This window comes from Sulfuriflexus sp., assembly GCF_032250955.1.
Lineage (GTDB): Bacteria > Pseudomonadota > Gammaproteobacteria > AKS1 > AKS1 > Sulfuriflexus.
The window spans coordinates 13,337-33,860 of record NZ_JAVVES010000004.1 but is presented as its reverse complement, the minus strand read 5'-3'; the positions used below and the strand labels follow the sequence as shown (position 1 = coordinate 33,860).

At 58.5% G+C, this 20,524-nt stretch carries 15 protein-coding genes; 8 read left to right on the top strand and 7 right to left on the bottom strand.

Going from position 1 to position 20,524, the window contains the following annotated elements:
• Positions 1 to 32: 32 nt before the first annotated feature.
• Together RQ738_RS01170 and RQ738_RS01165 are read left to right on the top strand one after the other, a co-directional pair.
• Positions 33 to 488 (top strand): DUF4124 domain-containing protein, encoded by a 456-nt coding sequence (locus RQ738_RS01170; protein ID WP_314161546.1) that lies wholly within the window; start codon positions 33 to 35, stop codon positions 486 to 488.
• A gap of 24 nt (positions 489 to 512) precedes the next feature.
• Positions 513 to 1,397 (top strand): NAD(P)-dependent oxidoreductase, encoded by an 885-nt coding sequence (locus tag RQ738_RS01165; protein WP_314161545.1) that lies wholly within the window; start codon positions 513 to 515, stop codon positions 1,395 to 1,397.
• A gap of 31 nt (positions 1,398 to 1,428) precedes the next feature.
• On the opposite strand, the gene RQ738_RS01160 is transcribed toward RQ738_RS01165, so the two are convergent.
• From RQ738_RS01160 to RQ738_RS01150, 3 genes are all read right to left on the bottom strand, one after another.
• The gene (locus RQ738_RS01160) at positions 1,429 to 1,986 is read right to left on the bottom strand and encodes an SPOR domain-containing protein (protein ID WP_314161544.1); all 558 of its coding nucleotides are present in this window, start codon (positions 1,984 to 1,986) and stop codon (positions 1,429 to 1,431) included.
• 17 nt (positions 1,987 to 2,003) lie between these two features.
• Positions 2,004 to 3,773: an arginine--tRNA ligase gene (argS, locus tag RQ738_RS01155; protein WP_314161543.1), complete on the bottom strand. Its 1,770-nt coding sequence runs from the start codon at positions 3,771 to 3,773 to the stop codon at positions 2,004 to 2,006.
• Between the two features lie 114 nt (positions 3,774 to 3,887).
• Positions 3,888 to 6,098: a primosomal protein N' gene (locus tag RQ738_RS01150; RefSeq protein WP_314161542.1), complete on the bottom strand. Its 2,211-nt coding sequence runs from the start codon at positions 6,096 to 6,098 to the stop codon at positions 3,888 to 3,890.
• A 552-nt stretch (positions 6,099 to 6,650) separates the two neighbouring features.
• Between RQ738_RS01150 and RQ738_RS01145 the strand changes: the two genes are divergently transcribed.
• On the top strand, positions 6,651 to 8,321 hold the full coding sequence (locus tag RQ738_RS01145) for an HDOD domain-containing protein (RefSeq protein ID WP_314161541.1): 1,671 nt from the start codon (positions 6,651 to 6,653) through the stop codon (positions 8,319 to 8,321).
• Positions 8,322 to 8,347: 26 nt separating this feature from the next.
• Here RQ738_RS01145 and RQ738_RS01140 read toward each other — a convergent pair whose 3' ends face one another.
• On the bottom strand, positions 8,348 to 9,538 hold the full coding sequence (locus RQ738_RS01140) for a response regulator (RefSeq protein ID WP_314161540.1): 1,191 nt from the start codon (positions 9,536 to 9,538) through the stop codon (positions 8,348 to 8,350).
• A 269-nt stretch (positions 9,539 to 9,807) separates the two neighbouring features.
• On the opposite strand from RQ738_RS01140, the gene RQ738_RS01135 reads away from it, so the two are divergent.
• From RQ738_RS01135 to RQ738_RS01115, 5 genes are all read left to right on the top strand, one after another.
• A complete protein-coding gene (locus RQ738_RS01135) occupies positions 9,808 to 10,404 on the top strand; it encodes an HNH endonuclease (protein ID WP_314161539.1) in 597 nt (198 codons plus the stop codon).
• Positions 10,405 to 10,430: 26 nt separating this feature from the next.
• A complete protein-coding gene (locus RQ738_RS01130) occupies positions 10,431 to 11,318 on the top strand; it encodes a fructosamine kinase family protein (protein WP_314161538.1) in 888 nt (295 codons plus the stop codon).
• Between the two features lie 126 nt (positions 11,319 to 11,444).
• On the top strand, positions 11,445 to 12,440 hold the full coding sequence (locus tag RQ738_RS01125; RefSeq protein WP_314161537.1) for a tetratricopeptide repeat protein: 996 nt from the start codon (positions 11,445 to 11,447) through the stop codon (positions 12,438 to 12,440).
• Between the two features lie 148 nt (positions 12,441 to 12,588).
• Entirely contained in the window at positions 12,589 to 13,014 is a 426-nt protein-coding gene (locus RQ738_RS01120) for a response regulator transcription factor (protein WP_314161536.1), read from the top strand.
• Between the two features lie 16 nt (positions 13,015 to 13,030).
• Positions 13,031 to 13,234 (top strand): LuxR C-terminal-related transcriptional regulator, encoded by a 204-nt coding sequence (locus tag RQ738_RS01115; protein ID WP_314161535.1) that lies wholly within the window; start codon positions 13,031 to 13,033, stop codon positions 13,232 to 13,234.
• A 121-nt stretch (positions 13,235 to 13,355) separates the two neighbouring features.
• Here the strand turns inward: RQ738_RS01115 and hemE are convergent, their stop codons facing one another.
• The 3 genes from hemE to gltB all read right to left on the bottom strand — a co-directional run bounded on the left by hemE (position 13,356) and on the right by gltB (position 20,446).
• A complete protein-coding gene (gene hemE, locus RQ738_RS01110; RefSeq protein ID WP_314161534.1) occupies positions 13,356 to 14,420 on the bottom strand; it encodes a uroporphyrinogen decarboxylase in 1,065 nt (354 codons plus the stop codon).
• 127 nt (positions 14,421 to 14,547) lie between these two features.
• Complete coding sequence (locus RQ738_RS01105; protein ID WP_314161533.1) at positions 14,548 to 15,948, bottom strand: FAD-dependent oxidoreductase; 1,401 nt, start codon at positions 15,946 to 15,948, stop codon at positions 14,548 to 14,550.
• 28 nt (positions 15,949 to 15,976) lie between these two features.
• A complete protein-coding gene (gene gltB / locus RQ738_RS01100; protein WP_314161532.1) occupies positions 15,977 to 20,446 on the bottom strand; it encodes a glutamate synthase large subunit in 4,470 nt (1,489 codons plus the stop codon).
• Between the last annotated feature and the right edge of the window lie 78 nt (positions 20,447 to 20,524).

Sequence of the window (20,524 nt, the reverse complement as noted above, 5' to 3'; positions counted from 1 at the left end):
AAGCCGCCGGCCAGCCGGCATTGGAGCCTGCTATGGTGCACTTGCTTAAGCCCGTTATCTGCCTGGCGCTCGTCTTGCTGGCACCGGGCCTGCAGGCCGGGGTCTACAAGTGGGTCGATGACCAGGGGCGTGTGCATTACGGTGACAAGCCGACATCAACGAATGCCGATGAAGTCGATATAAAAGATCAGTATGGTTCCGGGCAGGCCGATCAACCAGCCAGTCGCCGTGAGTTACAGCAACGCTTCCTGCGTGCCCGCGAGGCGGAGCGCAATGAAAAGAAAAAGGCCCGGGCAGAACAGAAGCAAAAAAGAGCCGAGGCGAAGCGCAACTGCGCGCGGGCCAAAAAGGAATACGACAAATACCGATACGCCGGCAGCATCTACGTGAAGGGCAAGGACGGCGAACGCGAGTACCTTTCCCTCAAGGACCGCGCCAGCTATGAAAAATCGCTCGCCGCCAAAATCACAAAATGGTGCAAGCGATAGGATGAACAGTTCACGGGCAGGGTAATGAAAGCATCAATAATAGGTTTGGGTGCCATGGGCGCGCCGATGGCGCGGAATCTCCACCGTGCAGGCTTACTGCAAACGGTGTGGAACCGCAGCCCGGAGCGGGCACAAGAGTTCCAGCAAGACACCGGGATAACCCCGGCGGCGTCGCTGTCGGCCCTGGCCGCGCAGAGCGAGTGCATAATCACATGTGTCTCCGCCGATGAGGACCTGTGCGAAGTCATCAACACCCTCCTGCCACACCTGCACAGCGGCACCATCATCATCGATACCTCGACCGTGGCCATGACCAGGGTGCAAGAGCTGGGTACACTGCTTGCGAGCCGGGACTGTGCGCTGCTGGATGCGCCGGTCTCGGGCGGTGTCGAGGGCGCGCGCAACGCGGAGCTGGTCATGATGGTCGGTGGCGAGGAGGCGGTGCTGGAAAAGGTTCGGCCGTTGTTGATGGCTATCAGTAACCAGGCGATCTGGATGGGACCGACGGGTAGTGGTCAGGCCACCAAGGCCGTCAACCAGATCATGGCGGCGGGCATCAACCAGGCGGTGACCGAGTCACTTGCCTTTGCCGAGGCGATGTCGTTACCGCTGGACAGGGTGATTGACGTGATCGCCGGCGGTGCTGCCGGCAACTGGTTTCTCAGTAAGCGCGGCAAGAGCATGACGGCCGGTGAGTTTGCGCCGGGCTTTCGCCTGGCCCTGCACAAGAAAGACCTGGAGCTGTGCCGGAAGATGGTCGAGTCGGTCAGCGGGCATGATATGCGCCTGCCCGTACTCGAGATGACCTGCCTGCATTATGAACGCCTGATTGAACAGGGTTATGCCGATGAAGATATCTCGGCCCTCTACCGGCTGAAGCAGCAGTTGTTCAGTAAACGCGACGAGTAAACAGGGGCGGCATGATTCTGGCAGGGCGCGCCTAGGTTTTCAGTTTGAGCAACAGGGCTTCGATATTGTTTTCCTGCAGTCGTCTGCGGGCACGGTTGAGGTCATCAAGATTGTGGTAGGGACCGATGCGTACGCGGTGCCAGCTTTCCTTGTTGTTGATCGTGACGGATTCGATATTGGCCTCGAGACCTAGCAGGGCAAGGCTGGCCTTCATGCGATCGGCCTGCTCGAGTGTCTTGAAGGAGCCGGCCTGCAGGATATAGCTACCGGACGCGATCAGCGGCTTGCTCGGCTTTGCCCCCGGGGTGGTGGGCAGTTCCTCTTCCGGGACAGCGATCTCCATTTCGGGCAGGATCGTATAGAAATCGAAGCGGGTCTTTGCTGCCGGCGGCGGCGCCTGGACTGGCTTGCGCACGGCACGCGCATCGGTAGTGGCCGCGCCCTGCTGATCCGCTGTTAGCGTCATGCCGGGATAGTTATCCTTGAGGTAGACAAGAAAGGCGACAAACAGGCCTATCATCAGGCCGGTAGCCAGCCATACCCAGCCGGGCAGTGGTGCCGACCGGTTTGATTTTTTCTTCTTTGCCATTGATCTTGCCGCCATAACTACATGGTATCCGGTGCAGTAACGCCAAGCAATTGCAGGCCGTTCTTGAGGACCTGCCGGGTGGCGGTGATCAGGGCAAGGCGGGCATCGCGCAGGTCGGCATCGTCGACGATAAACTGGTGCGCGTTGTAATAGGTATGAAAGGCTGTGGCCACCTCGCGCACATAGTAGGCGATCTGGTGCGGCTCATGGTTACGCGCAGCCGCCTCAATCAGTTCCGGGTAACGGGTCAGCGCGGTCATCAGATCGGTTTCATGTGACTCGCTGAGCCTGTCGAGCCTGGCCAGGCCGTTGGCGCTGTCCCAGGTGAGGTTCTTCTCTGCCAGCTGGCGATAGACACTGCAGATGCGCGCATGCGCGTACTGCACATAGTAGACGGGATTCTCATTACTTTGTGACTTGGCCAGGTCGAGGTCGAAGTCCATGTGTTGCTCGCACTTGCGCAGCACATAGAAGAAGCGCGCGGCGTCGTTGCCGACCTCGTGGCGCAGCTCGCGCAGGGTGACGAACTGGCCGCTGCGCGTCGACATGGGGACCTTCTCGCCACCACGGTAAAGAACCGCGAACTGTACGAGCAGGACGTCGAGCCTTGACGGGTCATCGCCGATCGCCGCCAGCGCGGCCTTCACGCGCGGCACATAACCATGATGGTCGGCGCCCCAGATATCAATTACGCGATCAAAGCCGCGTTCGAGCTTTTCCATGTGGTAGGCGATGTCGGCGGCGAAATAGGTCTTGACGCCGTTGTCGCGAACGACGACGCGATCCTTCTCGTCGCCATAGTCGGTGGAGCGGAACCACAGCGCGCCGTTGTCGGCATAGACATGGCCGGATTTCTGTAAGCGCTCGATGCACTCATCGATGCGGCCGCTGGTGTGCAACTGGCGCTCGGAATACCAGTCGTCATAGAGCACGCCGAATTCGGCGAGGTCGTCGCGGATGTCCGCCGTGATGCGCTTGAGGCCGGCATCGAAGATAAGCATGTAATCCTCTTCACCAAGCAACGCGCGGCCGCGCTCGATGAGCGCGTCGATGTGTCGCTCCTTGTCACCATCCGGCTCACCTTCATCGGCGGGCAGGTCGGCAAACACGCGCTCGACGCTGTGTTCAAAGCGATCAGCATATTCACTCCGCAGGATGGTGCTGATGTCGCGGACATAATCGCCCTGGTAGCCGTTGGCGGGGAAACGGGCTTCGAAGGCCGCGTCACCAAGCTCGAGGTAACGCAGCCAGACGCTGGCGGCGAGGATGTTCATCTGCCGGCCGGCGTCATTGACATAGTATTCGTTGTGGACGTCGTAACCGGCGGCGCGCAGCAGGTTGGCCAGCGAGGCGCCATAGGCTGCGCCGCGACCGTGGCCGACATGCAGCGGGCCAGTCGGGTTGGCGGAGACAAACTCGATCTGGATGCGCTGGCCGGCACCGAGGCGACCGCGGCCATAGTCGTCAGCCTGTTCCAGGACCGTCTTCACCACCGCATTGAGGGCGTCCTCGGCGAGGGTAAAGTTAATAAAGCCGGGGCCGGCGATCTCGACTTTGGCCACGGCCGGGTCGGCCGGCAGGGCCGTGACGATCATCTCGGCCAGCTGGCGAGGATTCATGCCGGCCGGTTTGGCCAGCACCATGGCGATATTGCTCGCAAAGTCACCGTGGCTCTTGTCGCGGGCACGGTCGATGTTGATCTGATCGGGGATATCACACTTTAGCGCGTCATTGCCGGCAAGCCCGGCGAGCGCGGTGTGAATAAGATGCTGGATAACCTGTTTCATGGCAGTGAACAATACCGGAAGCTGTGGGTGGGTACAAAGTAAGGCGGCTATTATCCTTGCCTGCCGCGGGCTTGCAAGCAATCTCTTGCCCGGGGGCAAATGAATATTTGCTGCCTAGAGGGTGTCGGCAGGGTCGACGTCGATGGACCAGCGTACCTTGCGCCCCTCGGCCAGTTCGTCGAGTGCCGGTAACCAGGCGGTGAGCAAGTGCTGCAGGGGGCCACGTTGCGGGGCCTGCAAGAGTAACTGCGCACGGAAGCGCCCCGCGCGCCGTTCCATCGGCGCCGGCAGGGGACCGAGCAGTTCGACCGAGGCATCGGCCAGGCCACTGGCGAGTTCGTAGGCCTTGCTGAGAAAGCCCAGCGGTCTATCACGATCTGTTGCTTCGGCACGCAGGATGGCCATCGCCGTGTAGGGCGGCAACTCGGCCTCGCGGCGCTCGCGCAGTGCCTGCGCGGCAAACGCGGCATAACCCTCGGTGAGCAGGCTGCGCAGCAGGGGATGTTCCGGGTGATAGGTCTGCAGCAGCACCTGTCCGGGCTTGTCGGCACGGCCGGCACGCCCGGCGACCTGGATAATCAGTTGCGCCATGCGTTCGCTGGCGCGAAAGTCGGCGCCGAACAGCCCCTGGTCGGCGTCGAGGATCCCCACCAGGGTGACGCTCGGGAAGTGGTGACCCTTGGCCAGCATTTGCGTGCCGACCAGGAGTTGTTTCTCGCCGCTGTGGATGCTGTCGAGCATGGTCTGCATCGCGCCTTTGCGGCGGGTGCTGTCACGGTCGATGCGGATGACGCCGACGGCGGGAAACATTTCGGCCAGCGCCTCTTCAATGCGCTCGGTGCCCTGGCCGAGGGCGCGTAGCGCGGTGCTGCCACAATCCGGGCAACTCGGCATCAGCACCTGCTCGGTGCCGCAGTGGTGACAGCGCAGGCGCTGGTGACCGGCATGGAAGGTCAGGCGCGCATCACAGCGCGGGCAGTCGGCGAGCCAGCCACAATCATGGCAACACAGGGTTGGCGCATAGCCCCGGCGGTTCAAAAACAGCAGCGCCTGCTCACCGCGGGCAAGGTGCGCGCGCAGGGTGTCGGTAAGGGTTTTGGAAAGACCGTGCAGCAGTGGCTGGCCGCGCAGGTCGATGGTCTGTATCGGCGGCAGGGCGGCACCGGTTGCGCGCACCGAGAGCTTCAGGGACTGGTAGCGACCCTGCTCGACATTGAGCAGGCTTTCCAGTGCCGGCGTGGCGGAGCCGAGAACGATGGGTATGCCGAGGCGTCGGGCGCGGAGGATGGCTACGTCACGGGCATGGTAGCGCACGCCGTCCTGTTGCTTGAACGAGGTATCGTGCTCCTCATCAATGATGATCACCCCCGGCTGCGCCAGTGGCGTGAACAGCGCCGAGCGGGTGCCAATGACGATACCGGCCTCGTTGGCGGCGGCGGCGAGCCAGGCATCGAGGCGCTCGCGGTCGCTCAAGCCGGAGTGCAAAATCGCGATCGGGCAGGCAAAACGGCGCTGGAACCGGGCCACCGTTTGCGGGGTCAGGCTGATCTCGGGCACCAGTACCAGGGCCTGCTTGCCCTGGCGCAGTATCTCGGCAATGACGCCCAGATAGACCTCGGTCTTGCCGCTGCCGGTGACACCATCGAGCAGGAAACAGGCGAACTCCCCGGCCCGGGCCGTGATGGCCTCGATAGCGGCCTGCTGTTCGCTGTTTACCGGCAGGGGGTCTTCGACTGTGCCGTTTGAGGTGCTGAGACCATAGAGGAGGCGCTTTTCTACCCAGCCCCGTTCGATCAGGGCGCGTAACGGCGGACGCCAGTGGGTATGCTGCGCGGCAAAGTCAGGTGCCGACAGGGGCAGAGGGTGGGCATGGCGTAGCTGGGTAAACAGGGCGGCTTGCTTGGGTGCCCGCTGCAGCTCGGTGGCGCTGGCCGTGCTGCCGCTGGCGGTCAATTGCCAGCGCACCTCGGCCCTGGCCTGTGCCGGTTGCCCCTTGCGCAGCAGAACCGGCAGGGCGTTGGCGAGCATTTCGCCGATTGGCTGGTGGTAATAGTCACTGGCCCACTGCAAGAGAGCAAGCAGCTCTTCTGTCAGCACCGGGGTTTGATCAAGCACGCCAAGCACGTGTCGCAGCCGTTTCGGCTCGATGTCGCTTTCATGCCGGATAGCGAGGATGACGCCGATCTGCACCTGCCGGCCAAAGGGGATACGGACCCGCTGACCGGCCTGAAGGGTATCGATATCAACGCCTTTGGGCGGCAGGTAATCAAAACTGCGGCGCAGGGGGGAGGGGACGGCGATACGCAAGAAAGTCGGCACTGGCATGAGGCGCACTCTAGCATGATGTCCAGGCCTGGACACGGTTCAGCGGCCGGCTTACCGCGCCTAATGAAGGCCGGGGAGCAAGATGTGCCGGTAAGTTGTTGACGGATAATTGAGAATCAATCTTATGCACAAAATCTGTGGATAACTTTGTGGACAGTTTGTCGGCGAAGGCATTTTTCTGCGGGTAAAAGTGCAATTCTGTTAGATTGTACAGAAATCCAGCAATTAGAAAACTTTATATAAATCAGTGTGTTTCACGGTGTTTATAGCGTTATTACGTTATGATGACAGGCCCTGTGGCGCTAATTGCTTGATTGCAAAAGCCGCTGTGTATAAAAATGCCCAGGCACTAAAATAATAGGCATGTTCCACGCAGGTCTATTTGCGGAGGGGGCGGGCTGCCCGGCGACAAATCGTGGCATGATTTGTCGTCAGCTGGCGGGATTTGATCTCATGGATCACGCCGGGCTGTCGATACACCTTATTAACAGTGTGAGGTTCTACCGCATTTTTTCATGGCAGTGTGTTCGGCGCCTGCCAGACGGATTTTTTATGCTCAACAAGACTTTCCGGGAGATCGACAGGCGTATGGAGCAGCTCGGCGATCTGCCGATCTTCAGCGCCACGGTCAACCGCGTGAATCGTGTCAGTAAAGACCAGGACAGCGATGCCATGGGACTGGCCGTGGAGGTGATGAAGGATGCCAACCTGACGGCCAAGCTGCTGCGCCTTGCCAACTCTTCTTATTATAATCGTGGCCTGGGCAAGATCTCGGCGATTTCACGCGCCGTGGTGTTACTCGGTTTCGAGACCGTGAGTAACCTCTGCCTGACCCTGAAACTCATCGACAGCTTTCATAATGAAAACCCCGGTATCGATATGAACGCCCTGCTGGTGAATGCCTTTCTTACCGGCGGTCTGATGCGCGAGGTAGCGGCCAAGGCCGGCGTCGATGATATCGAGCAAAGCTATGTCTGTGGTCTGCTGCATGGCCTTGGTGAGATCATCGTCGCCTATGCCCTGCCCGAGAAATATCTCGACATGCAGGCACTGCGCGAGAAGGGGGAGGACAGCTGGGTGGATATCCAGAAGGCCGTCCTCGGTGGTTCGTTTTCCGACATCGGCCAGCGCCTGGCGAAGAACTGGGAATTTCCGCAGACGGTGGTCAAGACCATGGAACCGGTGGAACTGAACGGGGTAATTACCCGGCGCAACCGCAATGAGATCAATCGTTCCATGGCGACCCTGGCCCAGGCCAGTCTTGATCTCGTCTATGGACGGGCTGATGCAGGCAGTGAAAGCCTCGGCGAACTGCTGTATGACATGGGTGAGCTGGCCGGCGTGCCGCGTGCCGAGATTGAAAAGTCACTGACCAAGACATTCCATACCTGTTGCGAGCTGGCGAATGATTACGGCCTTGACCCGGCCACGCTCATGCCCACCGTAGAGGAAACGGACGATAGCCTGCTCAACAAGACGACACGACAGTTTGCCTACTATGTCGGCACCCAGGCGGGAATCAACCTTGATGAGGAGCGTGAAGCGGTAAGCAAAACGGTCACAGAGAAAGGCAAGAAAAAAGGCGAGAAAAAAGACAAGGAAAAAGACCCTGAACAGGTGGCGGTAACTGCCGCGGAACAGAGCCACCTCGAGAATGCCCCCGCGGTGGCGGAGACGCTGGCCGAGAAATCGGGCACGGCAGGTAATCCCCAGGTGCAGCTGGAGATACTGCAGGAGATCACCGGCCTGATAAGTTCACAGACGGGCGTACATCATGTCTTTGCGAAGCTGGCAGAGGGCATTCAGCGCGGCGTCGGCTTTGACCGGGTGGTGCTGTGTTTGCTCAGCGCCGATCATTCACAGTTGATTGCCCGGATCAGTTTCGGCGATGGCGTGGAGGTGTTGAAAGAATACTTCAACCTGCCGGTGCGCGAGCAACGTAACCTGTTTATTCGCGTGCTGCGCGAAGGCAATGAAATGCTGGTGCAGAATGTCGGTGACAATAGCTGGAAGACGACGGTCCCGGAAGCCTACCAGAAGCACGTCGCGGCACCGGGGTTTATGATTGGCGCCATTCGCGCCGGCAAGCGGCCGGTCGGCCTGGTGTATGCGGATAATGGCCTGTCACGCAGGTTGATCAGTCCGGTTGAGAAACAGGGTTTTGTCCAGTTTATTAACCAGGGGCGCCTGGCACTGCAGATTGCCGAGTTGAACCGCGGCTAGGAGCCTGTCGGGTTTAGGGGGGCGTTTTATTTGTCGAGGCGCTGGCGTATTGCCTCGAGCGCATCGTCGATACCCAGCTTCAACTGCTGATTGCATACCTGCAAGAGCGGGTAGAGTTTACGCAGCAGGCATGCCAGGTAGGGCTGTAGGCGCGCGGCCTCATCCGTATGGCAAAGCCGGATCGCCGTCTCCAGGTCAGGCGCTGCCGCCAGCGGTTCTACGGCGGCGTTCCGCGTTATCTCATCCGCTTCGGTTGAGGCGGTCACATCGGCCTCATCCAGTACGACGCGATTACCACCACTATCAATGGCCTCGTTGAGATACCGCCGGGCAATCTTGAGCAGGTTATCCAGGCTGGTGTCGCGAGTGATGTCGATAGCCGCGATACCGGTACTGATCGTTGCGGGTAAGACAACACCACCAAATTCAACACTGAGGCCATCGATTTGTTTGCGGATGCGCTCGCCAAGCTGACGGGCACCAACACAGTTCGTCGAGGGGGTCAGAAAAGCCAGCTGGGCCACCCCGATGCGGGCCACGGTATCCTCTTGACGGACATTGTCCAGCATGATGCGGGAGACCTGCAGCAAGGTATGTTGCGCCGCCTCCTTGCCGAAGCGGGTAAAGAGCTTGTTAAAGTTATCAATCTGGATCAGCAGCAGGGCGAGTTCACCGCGGTGGCGTTTGGCAAAGGCAAGGTCCTTGTTGCCACGCTGCAGAAAGTAATTTTTGTTGGCCAGCCCGGTGACTTCATCGCGGGTGCCTTGTTCTTCCAGCTGGGTAACGGTCTTGCTGAGTTGCCGATGGGTGTCGTCGAGGCGCAAATGGGTTTGCGCGCGCGTGCGCAGCTGCACAGACTCAAAAGGCTTGCTGATGAAGTCAGAGGCACCCCGGGACAGGGCTCGCTGCTTGGTCTCCTCGTCGTCTTCCGCACCGGTAATGATGATCACCGGCAGGTTCTGGAGCTGCGGGTCATCACTGTTACGGATACGTTCAAGCAGGCCAAAGCCATCCAGGTTCGGCATGGAGAGATCAGAAAAGATCATCTTGATGTCGTTATGTTCCTGCAGGTACTGCCAGGCTTCCTCGCCGTCACCGGCCTCGCTAAGGCGGTATTCCTTGCCGAGGATTTTGATAATGGCGCGTCGCATCAGGCGCGAATCGTCCACCACCAGCAGGTGCGGCTGGTTATCGGTTGCAGGGGGTTGCGTAGTCATTCTTGTTATAAGCGCGCCATTAATAAAGTCCTGTAAAGCATAGAGCTTGCAGCGGACTCTTCAAGTAATAATTTCACATTTATAAACAGCAGGTTGTCAGCATATCAGCGCAAATATCCGGGGGAATGCCGCGGGTTGCGCCGGTGCCGGCGTTTCCCCGGCCATGCAAGGCGGCCAGACATTTTACTTGCCCGCCCCGGCGGATTTGTTCAAAATCAATGCTGTACGGCGAGGTCATCGAATCTGGAGTCACGGAGACAGGATAAGACATGATCAGCTTGAGCCAACAAGTACTACGCACAGACGCCTCGGGGATGCCGCTTGAGTGGGTGGGCTACCAGGATGCGGTGCGCCTCTATCATCTTGGCCAGGTGGCCTACAGTTGCGGCAGCCTGTTGTACCGGCTGCACGGCGGCATTAATGCCGTGACTAACCTGCGCAGTCACATCGAGGTGAGTTCGATTATTGCCACCTACGGCAACAGCCGCGCCCTGCAACGGGCACGGGCGCATTACACGCCCCCGCTGAACAACCCGGCACTGTTCAAACGTGATGCGCGTCTGTGCATGTACTGTGGTGAACACTTTCAGCGCCATGAACTGTCCCGCGACCACGTTACACCCACCAGCCTGGGGGGCGAGGATGTCTGGAGCAATGTGGTAACGGCCTGCAAGCGCTGTAATAACCATAAGGCCGGACGCACGCCAGAGCAGGCCGGTATGGAATTACTGGCCGTGCCGTTCACCCCAACACATGCTGAGTATGTCTATTTGCAGAGTAAACGCGTCCTGGCCGATCAAATGGAGTTTCTGCTCGCCCATTTCCCGCGCCAGAGCCCCCTGCACGATCGCCTGCGCAAGCGCTAACCCAGCTCGCCTGGAGCCCGTTTTTCATGTCAGTCACTGATGCCATTTGTGCCGGGATAAGCCAGGCCACGCAGCAGGAATTTGTGCTCGAAAGGCAAGCGCCCGTGGGTGGTGGCAGCATCAATACCGCGATGGTTGTCACCGGTACGTGCGGACGGCAGTTCTTCGTCAAGCGCAATGCGAGCGACAAGCTGGAGATGTTCAGCGCCGAGGCGGAGGGTCTGGCGGACCTGGCCGAGGCCCGGGCCATCAGGATTCCGGAGGCAGTCTGCGTGGGCGAGGCGGCAGGTGAGAGCTTTATCGTCATGGAATATATCCCGTTTGCTCCCGGCAATGCGGGGTCCGCCAGTGATTTCGGCCGGCAGTTGGCGCAGTTGCATCGATACAGCGCCGATAAGTTCGGCTGGCATCGCGATAACACGATAGGCACCACGCCACAGCCGAATGCGCAAAGCCGGGACTGGGTGGCGTTCCTGCGTGAACAACGACTCGGCTTCCAGCTCGAACTGGCCCACGGCAAGGGCGTGGGCGCGGGGCTGCTCAAAAAGGGCCGGCACCTGCTGGCTGGACTGGATTTCTACTTCGAGACCTACACGCCGGCAGTGTCCATCCTGCATGGCGACCTGTGGTCCGGAAATTATGCCTTTGACAGTGATTCTGCGCCGATCATCTTTGATCCGGCGGTCTATTTCGGGGATCGTGAATCCGACCTCGCCATGACCGAGTTATTCGGTGGCTTCCAGCCGGCTTTTTATGCCGCTTATGAGCGGGCCTGGCCGCTCGATCCGGGCTATGCGCGCCGCAAGAAGCTCTATCAGCTCTACCATATTCTCAATCACTTTAACCTCTTCGGCGGTGGTTACGCAGGCCAGGCCGAATCGATGCTGGATGAATTACTGGCCTGTTTACCTTGAGAATCATCGCGTTATTGACTATATCTTAAAGACACTGGCTGGCTGTTCTTTCGGGTAAAGCGGGTTGTGGTGAAGACATCCGGGGAGTGTTGTATTTAATGAAACTATGGTGGGGATGAAGGTGTTATGAAAAAAATAATTACCCTGGGGATGCTGATGCTGGCCGTGATGGCGCATGCCGATACCAGTGATTACATCTGGAACCAGCAATTTGAGAAGAAATTCGCCCTCGCGCAACAGGGTGATGTAAGGGCGCAGTATGATATCGGCAATATGTACCTGAAGGGTCAGGGTACGGGAAGAAATGCCGAGGAGGCGTTCAAATGGTTCAGCAAGGCGGCGGAACAGGGCTATTCGCGTGCCGAATACAAGCTGGGCTATCTTTACCAGCGGGGAAACGGCGTCGGCAAGGACTACAACAAGGCCCATGCATGGCTGAAAAAGTCGGCAGAGAAAGGTTATACGCCGGCCATGTTCTATCTAGGGAAATTGTATGCGGCCCGGGGTGAAAATAATAGCGCCCTGATATGGTACACACGCGCCAGGGATAATGGATACCACCCGGCCAAACAGGAAGTGGCGAATATGAAGGCAGCGATTGGCAGGGCCAAGGCGCAGGCGACGCCCGCGCCCGCGCCCGCGCCCGTCAGGGCTGCGCCGGTGAAACGCAAACCGGTGGTCGCGCAAAAGCCCGCCCCGGCCAGGCCGGTAAAAGAGGAAAGCAAGAAAGCAAGATACACGCGCGCTGTGGTGGGGACGGGTAATTGGCGACTGGCCGGTAAGCCCGCCAGCATGCTGCCATCGGATGCCAGTGTCTGCCAGATGAGCAGTAGCAAGGTTATCTGTCAGAGTGATGCCCGGGAAGCTGAGGAAAACTATGGTGTTGTCACCTATAAGGTCGCCACGGAGATCAGGGATTTTAACAGCGACGGTGAATTCAGTGTCGAGTATCAGAAGAATGTTACCCTGATCTTTCCGAGTGAACCGGACAACCCCAACCTGGTGATCCCGATTGATTATGGCCTGCAGAAGAAAGAACTGATGCGCTGCCGCCTGAAGGATGCCGCTATTACCTGTTACCGCGGCGAGAAGCGTGAAAAGGTAGTTTACACACAGACGTAAAACATGATCACCCTGATGACAACAGGCCGGCCGCCAGATGCCGGCCTTTTGTTATCCAGCGCAAGTTAGCCGCCAGGGTAAGGGATGTGAATTTGTCACATATCCGGCGCGCCATGATTCACCGCAAGGAAGTTGCCTGGAGTAGAGAATGTCCCTGGAGACTCTGGAGAAAAAAGGGGCGGATATGTCAAGAGTATTACTGGTCGATGAACAACCACTGGTTCGGGTCGCAATCAAAAGACTGTTGCAGGATGAAGGTGGCACGGAGCTGGTAGCGGAATGCAGCAGCGGCCGGGAGGCCATTGAACAACTGCGTCACTGCAGGCCGGAAATGGTAATAATGGATATGGGCATCGAGGTGCTGGGTGTCTTTGATATTGTTCGCCACATGCGAACCATTGATCCCCAACCTGGAATTATTATATTGACCACAACACTTGATGCCTCATTCCCGAGACGCATCATAAAGCTTGGCGTCAGCGCGTGCCTGAGCAAGAGCTGTTCAGCCCATGAATTTTACAAGGCCATAAGAGCCGTGCAGGCCGGCCGGCACTATATTCCTGAGGCTGTCTAACCGTGAATTACAAATCATGTACATGTTTGTCCGCGGCATGGATATTCATGAGATATCTGCAAAGTTGTATCTCAGCCCGAAAACAATCAGCACTTACCGATACAGGATATTTTCAAAAGTCGGCGTCAGGGGTGATGTCGAGTTGACGCATCTGGCTATGCGGTACGGCATGATTGAAAGTGACTATATATTGCCGCTCATACAGCGCAAGGCCGGCTAGGCAACCTGCCCCGGAAACGAGCGTTACAAGCGGCCTGCCGCCAGGGGTGTGACAGCCGCGCATAAGCGACAGCACGGCGGTTAACTGTCGGTGCGGCCCGATAAAAGACCGTACACTGGCGCTAGCCGTGCAGCGGGCGACTTAGTTCATGCACCGCATCGACCAGAACCTTCACATTGTCAGGGTCGATATGCTGGTGAATACCGTGGCCGAGATTGAAGACATGGCCGCTACCGGGACCAAAGTCGGTAAGGATAGTCTGGACTTCCTGACGGATGCGTTCCGGTGAGGCATACAGGGTTGATGGATCCATATTTCCCTGCAGGGCTATCCTGTCACCGACACGCTTGCGGGCCGTGCCGATCTCGGTCGTCCAGTCCAGTCCGGCGGCATCGGTGCCGGTTGCGGCGATATCCTCGAGCCACTCGCCGCCGCCCTTGGTAAATAACACCACGGGAACGCGGCGACCGTCGTGTTCGCGGATGAGACCATCAATGATCTGCTGCATGTAGCGTAAGGAGAATTCGCGGTAATCGCGTGGCGTCAATACCCCGCCCCAGGTATCGAAAATCTGTATCGCCTGCGCGCCGGCCTTGATCTGCGCATTCAGGTATTCAATGACTGTATCGGCCAGTACGCCGAGTAACCTGTGCAGCAGCGCGGGTTGATCAAAGAGCATCGCCTTGCTTCTGGCGAAATCCTTGCTGCTTGCGCCTTCGATCATATAGGTGGCAAGTGTCCACGGGCTGCCGGTAAAACCGATCAGCGGCACGCTGCCATCAAGTTCACGGCGAATGGTGCGCACGGCATCCATAACGTAGCCGAGATCATCCTCCATATCCGGTATGCCGAGCCTGTCGATGTCTGCCGCGCAGCGGATCGGACGATCAAATTGCGGGCCCTCGCCGGTAGAAAACTTCAGGCCGAGCCCCATTGCATCGGGGATAGTCAGGATATCCGAGAAGAGAATGGCCGCATCGAGGTCAAAACGTTCCAGTGGCTGCAGGGTTACCTCGCAGGCCAGGTCAGGGGTCTGACAGAGGGTCATGAAGTCACCGGCCTTTTCACGAGTCGCCCGATATTCAGGCAGGTAACGTCCGGCCTGACGCATAATCCAGACGGGCGTTTGGTCTACCGGTTCGCGCAGCAGGGCGCGCAGCAAGCGATCGTTTTTTAATTCAGACATAAAGGATCCAATACAAGGACAGGGCGGAACAGAGGCCGCAGGGTTGTAAAATAATCAAGCATAATGAAAACCGTTATTATATTTTTTCGCACAGCTTTGCGGATTGCGCCCTGGTGTGGCGCAATCCTTATACTTCCAGGTAGTCGAGGATACCCTCGGCGGCCTCGCGGCCTTCGAAAATCGCGGTGACGACCAGGTCCGAACCGCGCACCATATCACCACCCGCGAAGACTTTCGGATTGCTGGTCTGGTGTTTGAACTCGCCATCCGCAGGGGCGGTGACCCGGTCACGTTCGTCGATATTGACATGGTGATCGGCCAGCCACGCCGGCGGATTGGGGCGGAAACCAAAGGCAATCAGTACGTGATCGGCCGGCACAATTTCTTCCGTGCCGGCGACCGGCTCGGGGCGGCGGCGGCCGCGTTCGTCCGGTTCGCCGAGCGCCGTGGTCACGAACTTGACCCCCTCTACCTTATCATTACCAACAATTTCGATGGGCTGGCGGTTCCAGAGGAACTGCACGCCTTCTTCCCTGGCGTTGGCCACTTCGCGCCGCGAGCCAGGCATGTTGGCTTCATCACGGCGATAGGCGCAGATGACGCTGGCCGCACCCTGGCGAATCGATGTGCGGTTACAGTCCATGGCCGTATCGCCACCACCGAGCACCACCACGCGCTTGCCCTGCATATCGATACAGTCCTCGCTTTCACCGAGCACGCGTTGCGTATTCGAGATTAAAAATGGCAGGGCATCATAAACACCGGGCAGGTCCTCACCGGGGAAACCGCCTTTCATGTAACTGTAGGTGCCCATGCCCATGAAGACGGCATCGTATTCATCAAGCAGTTGTTGCATGTCGATGTCCTTGCCGACTTCCGTATTGAGTCGGAACTCAATGCCCATTTCCTCAAAGATCGTCTGGCGCAGTTTCATGACGTCTTTCTCAAGCTTGAAGGAGGGAATGCCGTAGGTGAGCAGGCCACCGATTTCCGGGTAGCGATCAAACACGACTGGCTGGACGCCATTGCGGACAAGAACATCAGCACAACCCAGCCCGGCCGGGCCGGCACCGATAACGGCGACTCGCTTGCCGGTCGCCTTGACAGCAGACAGGTCCGGGCGCCAGCCCTGCGCGAGCGCGGTATCGGTAATATACTTTTCGACATTACCAATGGTCACTGCGCCGAAACCGGGTTCATTAAGCGTACAGGCGCCCTCACAGAGACGGTCTTGCGGGCAAACACGACCACAGACCTCGGGCAGGGTGTTGGTGCTGTGCGACAGTTTCGCCGCCTCGAAGAGGTTACCTTCGGCCACCAGCTTCAGCCAGTTGGGGATGTAGTTATGCACCGGGCATTTCCACTCGCAGTAAGGATTGCCACAGGCGAGGCAACGTTCAGACTGTTCCCTGGCGTGTTCGGCATCGAATTCGCCGTAGATCTCGCCGTAGCCCTGGATGCGGACTTCGACGGATTTCTTTTCCGGATCGCGGCGCTCGACTTCTAGAAACTGAAAATTATTGGCCATAGTATTGTCTTTGTTAACGTCGCCGGGTTTAAGCGGCGCGACGCTTTAAATCATCCATTAGTGAATTAAGCTCGGCGGCCTTCGGTTTTACCAGCCAGAATTTGCCAATGCGGTCAGAGAAGTTATCAAGGATAAACTGGCCGCGTTCACTACCGGTCTCCTTGACGAAGTCTTCAATGACTTTACGGAGGTGGTTGCGGTAGGCCTCCATGTGTTCCGGCATGATGCGGTAGATATCCACATCCTGGTTGATGCTGTCGATGAAGCTGTTGTCTTCATCGTAGATATAGGCAAAGCCGCCGGTCATGGCAGCACCGAAGTTGATACCGGTTTTGCCAAGCACCGTGACCAGACCACCGGTCATGTACTCACAGCCGTGATCGCCGATACCTTCGACGACAGTATGGCAACCGGAGTTGCGGACGCCGAAGCGCTCCCCGGCCAGACCCGCGGCGTAAAGCTTGCCGCCCGTCGCGCCATACAGGCAGGTGTTACCGATAATAGTGGTCTCATGAGACTTGAAGAGACTGCCTCGTGGCGGACGGATTACCAGCTGGCCACCGGTCATGCCCTTGCCGACATAATCATTGGCATCGCCTTCGAGGTACATATTCAGACCACCGGCATTCCAGACCCCGAAACTCTGGCCCGCAGTACCGGTGAGTTTCAGGGTAATCGGGTTGTCGGCCATGCCGAGGTTACCATGGCGGGCAGCGATTTCACCCGACAGGCGGGCACCGATCGAGCGGTTGATATTGCGCACCACGTAACTGAATTCGCCACCGCTCTGGTTCTCGATGCTGGCGAGCGTGTCCCTGACCATCTGTTCGGCCAGTTCGCCCTTGTCAAAGGGTTCGTTAAACGGTTGCATGCAGAACTGGGGTGCATCCGCCGCCACACCGGCATCCGACAGCAGGGCCGACAGATCCAGCGACTGTTGCTTGCCGGTATAACCATCGAGGGCTTCCAGCAGGTCAGTCCGGCCAATGATCTCGGTGAGTGAACGGGCACCGATCCCCGCCAGCAGCTGGCGTACGTCCTCGGCGATGAACCTGAAGTAGTTCATGACGGCCTCGACCTCACCGCTGTAATACTTGCTGCGCAGGATATTATTCTGGGTAGCGACGCCGGTGGCGCAGTTATTCAGGTGACAGATGCGCAGATACTTGCAGCCCATCGCGATCATTGGCCCGGTACCAAAGCCGAAGCTTTCCGCGCCGAGGATGGCCGCCTTGATGACATCAAGACCGGTCTTCAGGCCGCCATCAGTCTGCAGACGGACCTTGCCGCGCAGGTTATTGGCACGCAGGATCTGGTGCGTTTCTGACAGGCCCAGTTCCCAGGCGCCGCCGGCATACTTGACCGAGGTCAGCGGAGAGGCGCCGGTGCCCCCGTCGTAACCGGAGACAGTGATGAGGTCGGCATAGGCCTTGGCGACACCGGCCGCGATGGTGCCAACGCCCGCTTCGGAGACGAGCTTGACGGAAACGAGCCCGTCCGGATTCACCTGCTTGAGGTCGAAAATAAGCTGCGCCAGGTCTTCAATCGAATAGATATCATGGTGCGGCGGTGGCGAGATCAGGGAGACCCCGGTGTTGCAGTAGCGGTGTTTGGCAATGAGTTCGTTGACCTTGTGGCCGGGTAACTGGCCACCTTCGCCGGGCTTGGCGCCTTGCGCGATCTTGATCTGCATAACCTCGGCGCTACGCAGGTAGGCCGGGGTCACACCGAAGCGGCCCGAGGCGACTTGCTTGATCTTGGAGCGGCGGATGGTGCCGTAACGTTCCGGGTCTTCGCCCCCCTCACCGGAGTTGGAGCGCGCGCCGAGACGGTTCATGGCCTCGGCCAGGGTCTGGTGTGCCTCGGGTGAGAGTGCGCCGAGCGACATGGCGGCGGAATCGAAACGCTTGACGATTTCCTCCATCGGCTCGACGTCTTCGATGCCGATGGCGGTTGTATCCTCACGCAGTTTCAAGAGGTCACGCAGGTTCAGTGGCTGACGTGTATTGACCAGGTCGGTATAGACTTTCCACTTGTTGTAGTCGCCGCTCTTTACGGCCTCCTGCATGCTGTTCACCACGTCCGGGTTGTAGGCATGGTCTTCACCGCCATGGATGTATTTGAGCAGACCACCCTGGGCAATTTTCTTGCGCGGATTCCAGGCCAGCTTACAGAGCTGTTTCTGATCAGCCTCGAAGTCACTGAAGCGGATCCCGGAGACGCGATTGGTGGTCCCGGTAAAACACAGGTCAACCACGTCCTGGTGCATACCGATAATCTCGAACAATTGCGAGCCGCGGTAGCTGGCGATGGTGGAAATCCCCATTTTCGAGGTGATCTTGTAGAGGCCCTTGTTAATGCCCTTGCGGAAGTTACCTTCCAGATCGGTGACATTGTCGTGCTCGATCATGTTACTGCGGACCATGTCATGCAGACATTCATAGGCCAGGTACGGGTAGATGCAGGTGGCGCCATAACCGAGCAGTACGGCACAGTGGTGTGGGTCGCGGGCGGTGGCGGTTTCTACAATGATGTTGGCGTCGCAACGCAGGCCTTCGCGGACGAGATGGTGATGGACGGCACCCGTGGCGAACAGGGCATGCACGGGATAGGTATCTTCGCTGATGTCGCGATCGCTGAGTACCAGGACCACTTTGCCATTCTGGATCGCGACCGCGGCCTTGTTGGCGATATCACTGATCGCGGCCTGCAGGTCGGTACCCCTGGCGTAGTTCAGGGAAATCGTTGCTGTGTCATAATCGGATTCATGCCGGCCAAGCTCGAGGAGTTGCTGGAATTTGACCGGTGAGAGGATGGGCGAGTCGACCAACAGGCGTGCGGCGTGCTCCGGGGTTTCCTCAAACATATTGCGCTCACGGCCAAGGCAGGTTTCCAGCGACATGACGATTTGTTCACGGATCGGGTCTATCGGCGGGTTGGTTACCTGGGCAAATTGTTGCCGGAAGTTGTCATATGGTGAGCGAACCTGGCGAGACAGGACCGGGAAAGGGGTGTCATCACCCATCGAGCCGATAGCCTCCTGGCCGCTCTCGCCGAGCACGCGGATGATCTCCTCGCGTTCTTCATAGGTTACCTGGAACATCTTCTGGTAGATGCCGATCTGCTCGTTTGACATGCTTCCGGTCAGGTGACTTTGTTCGAGTTTGGACTCGAGGTGACGGGAATGTTCAGCCATCCATTTCTTGTATGGCTGGCGGGCCTTGAGCAGATAGTCGATATCCTCCGGCAACAGCAACTGACCGGTCTCGGTATCGGCAGCAAACATCTGGCCGGGCTTGAGACGCCCCTTGGCGATGACATCTTCGGGTGCGTATTCGTAGACACCGATCTCGGAGGCCAGGGTGATGTGGCGGTCCTTGGTCATGACCCAGCGGGCCGGGCGCAGGCCGTTGCGGTCGACGGTACAGGCGGCATAGCGACCATCAGTGAGAACAACACCTGCCGGGCCGTCCCAGGGTTCCATGTGCATGGAATTGTATTCATAGAAGGCGCGCAGATCGGGGTCCATGTTTTCCACATTCTGCCAGGCGGGCGGGATCAACAGGCGCATGGCGCGGAAGATGTCCATGCCACCGGCGAGCAAGGCCTCGAGCATGTTATCCATGCTATTCGAGTCCGAACCGCTCATTGATACCAGGGGCCGAACATCGTCCATCGGGATGGCATCGGTCTCGAACTTGTGCCCCCGGGCTACCGACCAGTTACGGTTTCCCTGCACCGTATTGATTTCACCGTTATGGGCCAGGTAGCGGAATGGCTGGGCCAGGCACCACTGCGGCCAGGTGTTGGTGGAAAAACGCTGGTGAAACACGGCCAGGTTGGTGGCCAGGGCCTGGTTGCCGAGGTCCTTGTAGAACACCGGCAGATATTCGGGCATAACCAGGCCCTTGTAGGAAATGACCTTCGAAGACAGGGACGGGATATAGAACATCTCATCGTCGGGTTCGAGTGCCTTTTCGGTCCGGCGGCGGGCTATATAAAGATGACGTTCGAAAGCGACCGTATCCATATCGTCAGCGGCGTTAACAAAAATCTGTTCAATCACCGGCAGTGAAGTGAGTGCTTCCTTACCGCAAGCGCTATTATCTGTGGGGACTGTTCGCCAGCCCTGGACGTCAAGACCTTCGGCCCTCAGTTCCGTTTCCAGGGTTGTGCGGGCGGCGTCGGCAAGTGCGCTGTCGGTATTGAGAAAGACCATGCCGACCGCGTAAGAGGCCTTGAGCTTGAAACCGAGTTCCCCGGCAGCGGCCTGCAGGAAGGCATCGGGCTTGCCCAGCAGCAAGCCGCAACCGTCGCCGCTTTTGCCATCGGCGGCGACTGCCCCGCGGTGGGTAAGGCGGGCGAGGGCGCCAATGGCGGTATCCAGAAGCCAGTGGCTCGGTTTGCCGTCCATATGGGCGATCAGGCCAAAGCCACAGTTTTCTTTTTCGAATTCTGGCCGGTAGATGCCGGATTTTACTTTATCGGAATAACTCACGTAACGACCCGCTAATTTTGCTGTTAGGCATTTGATTACACCCGGCATTATTTGGGCCGGGCAAAAGGGCAGTAATTA

What these genes read in the sequence shown, in the direction of transcription:
- RQ738_RS01170 (WP_314161546.1), top strand. Translation starts at nt 33, where the DNA reads ATGGTGCACTTGCTTAAGCCCGTTATCTGCCTGGCGCTCGTCTTGCTG.
- argS (WP_314161543.1), bottom strand. Translation starts at nt 3,773, where the DNA reads ATGAAACAGGTTATCCAGCATCTTATTCACACCGCGCTCGCCGGGCTT.
- RQ738_RS01140 (WP_314161540.1), bottom strand. Translation starts at nt 9,538, where the DNA reads ATGACTACGCAACCCCCTGCAACCGATAACCAGCCGCACCTGCTGGTG.
- RQ738_RS01130 (WP_314161538.1), top strand. Translation starts at nt 10,431, where the DNA reads ATGTCAGTCACTGATGCCATTTGTGCCGGGATAAGCCAGGCCACGCAG.
- RQ738_RS01125 (WP_314161537.1), top strand. Translation starts at nt 11,445, where the DNA reads ATGAAAAAAATAATTACCCTGGGGATGCTGATGCTGGCCGTGATGGCG.
- RQ738_RS01160 (WP_314161544.1), bottom strand. Translation starts at nt 1,986, where the DNA reads ATGGCAAAGAAGAAAAAATCAAACCGGTCGGCACCACTGCCCGGCTGG.
- RQ738_RS01165 (WP_314161545.1), top strand. Translation starts at nt 513, where the DNA reads ATGAAAGCATCAATAATAGGTTTGGGTGCCATGGGCGCGCCGATGGCG.
- RQ738_RS01115 (WP_314161535.1), top strand. Translation starts at nt 13,031, where the DNA reads ATGTACATGTTTGTCCGCGGCATGGATATTCATGAGATATCTGCAAAG.
- RQ738_RS01120 (WP_314161536.1), top strand. Translation starts at nt 12,589, where the DNA reads ATGTCCCTGGAGACTCTGGAGAAAAAAGGGGCGGATATGTCAAGAGTA.
- RQ738_RS01135 (WP_314161539.1), top strand. Translation starts at nt 9,808, where the DNA reads ATGATCAGCTTGAGCCAACAAGTACTACGCACAGACGCCTCGGGGATG.
- RQ738_RS01150 (WP_314161542.1), bottom strand. Translation starts at nt 6,098, where the DNA reads ATGCCAGTGCCGACTTTCTTGCGTATCGCCGTCCCCTCCCCCCTGCGC.
- RQ738_RS01105 (WP_314161533.1), bottom strand. Translation starts at nt 15,948, where the DNA reads ATGGCCAATAATTTTCAGTTTCTAGAAGTCGAGCGCCGCGATCCGGAA.
- hemE (WP_314161534.1), bottom strand. Translation starts at nt 14,420, where the DNA reads ATGTCTGAATTAAAAAACGATCGCTTGCTGCGCGCCCTGCTGCGCGAA.
- RQ738_RS01145 (WP_314161541.1), top strand. Translation starts at nt 6,651, where the DNA reads ATGCTCAACAAGACTTTCCGGGAGATCGACAGGCGTATGGAGCAGCTC.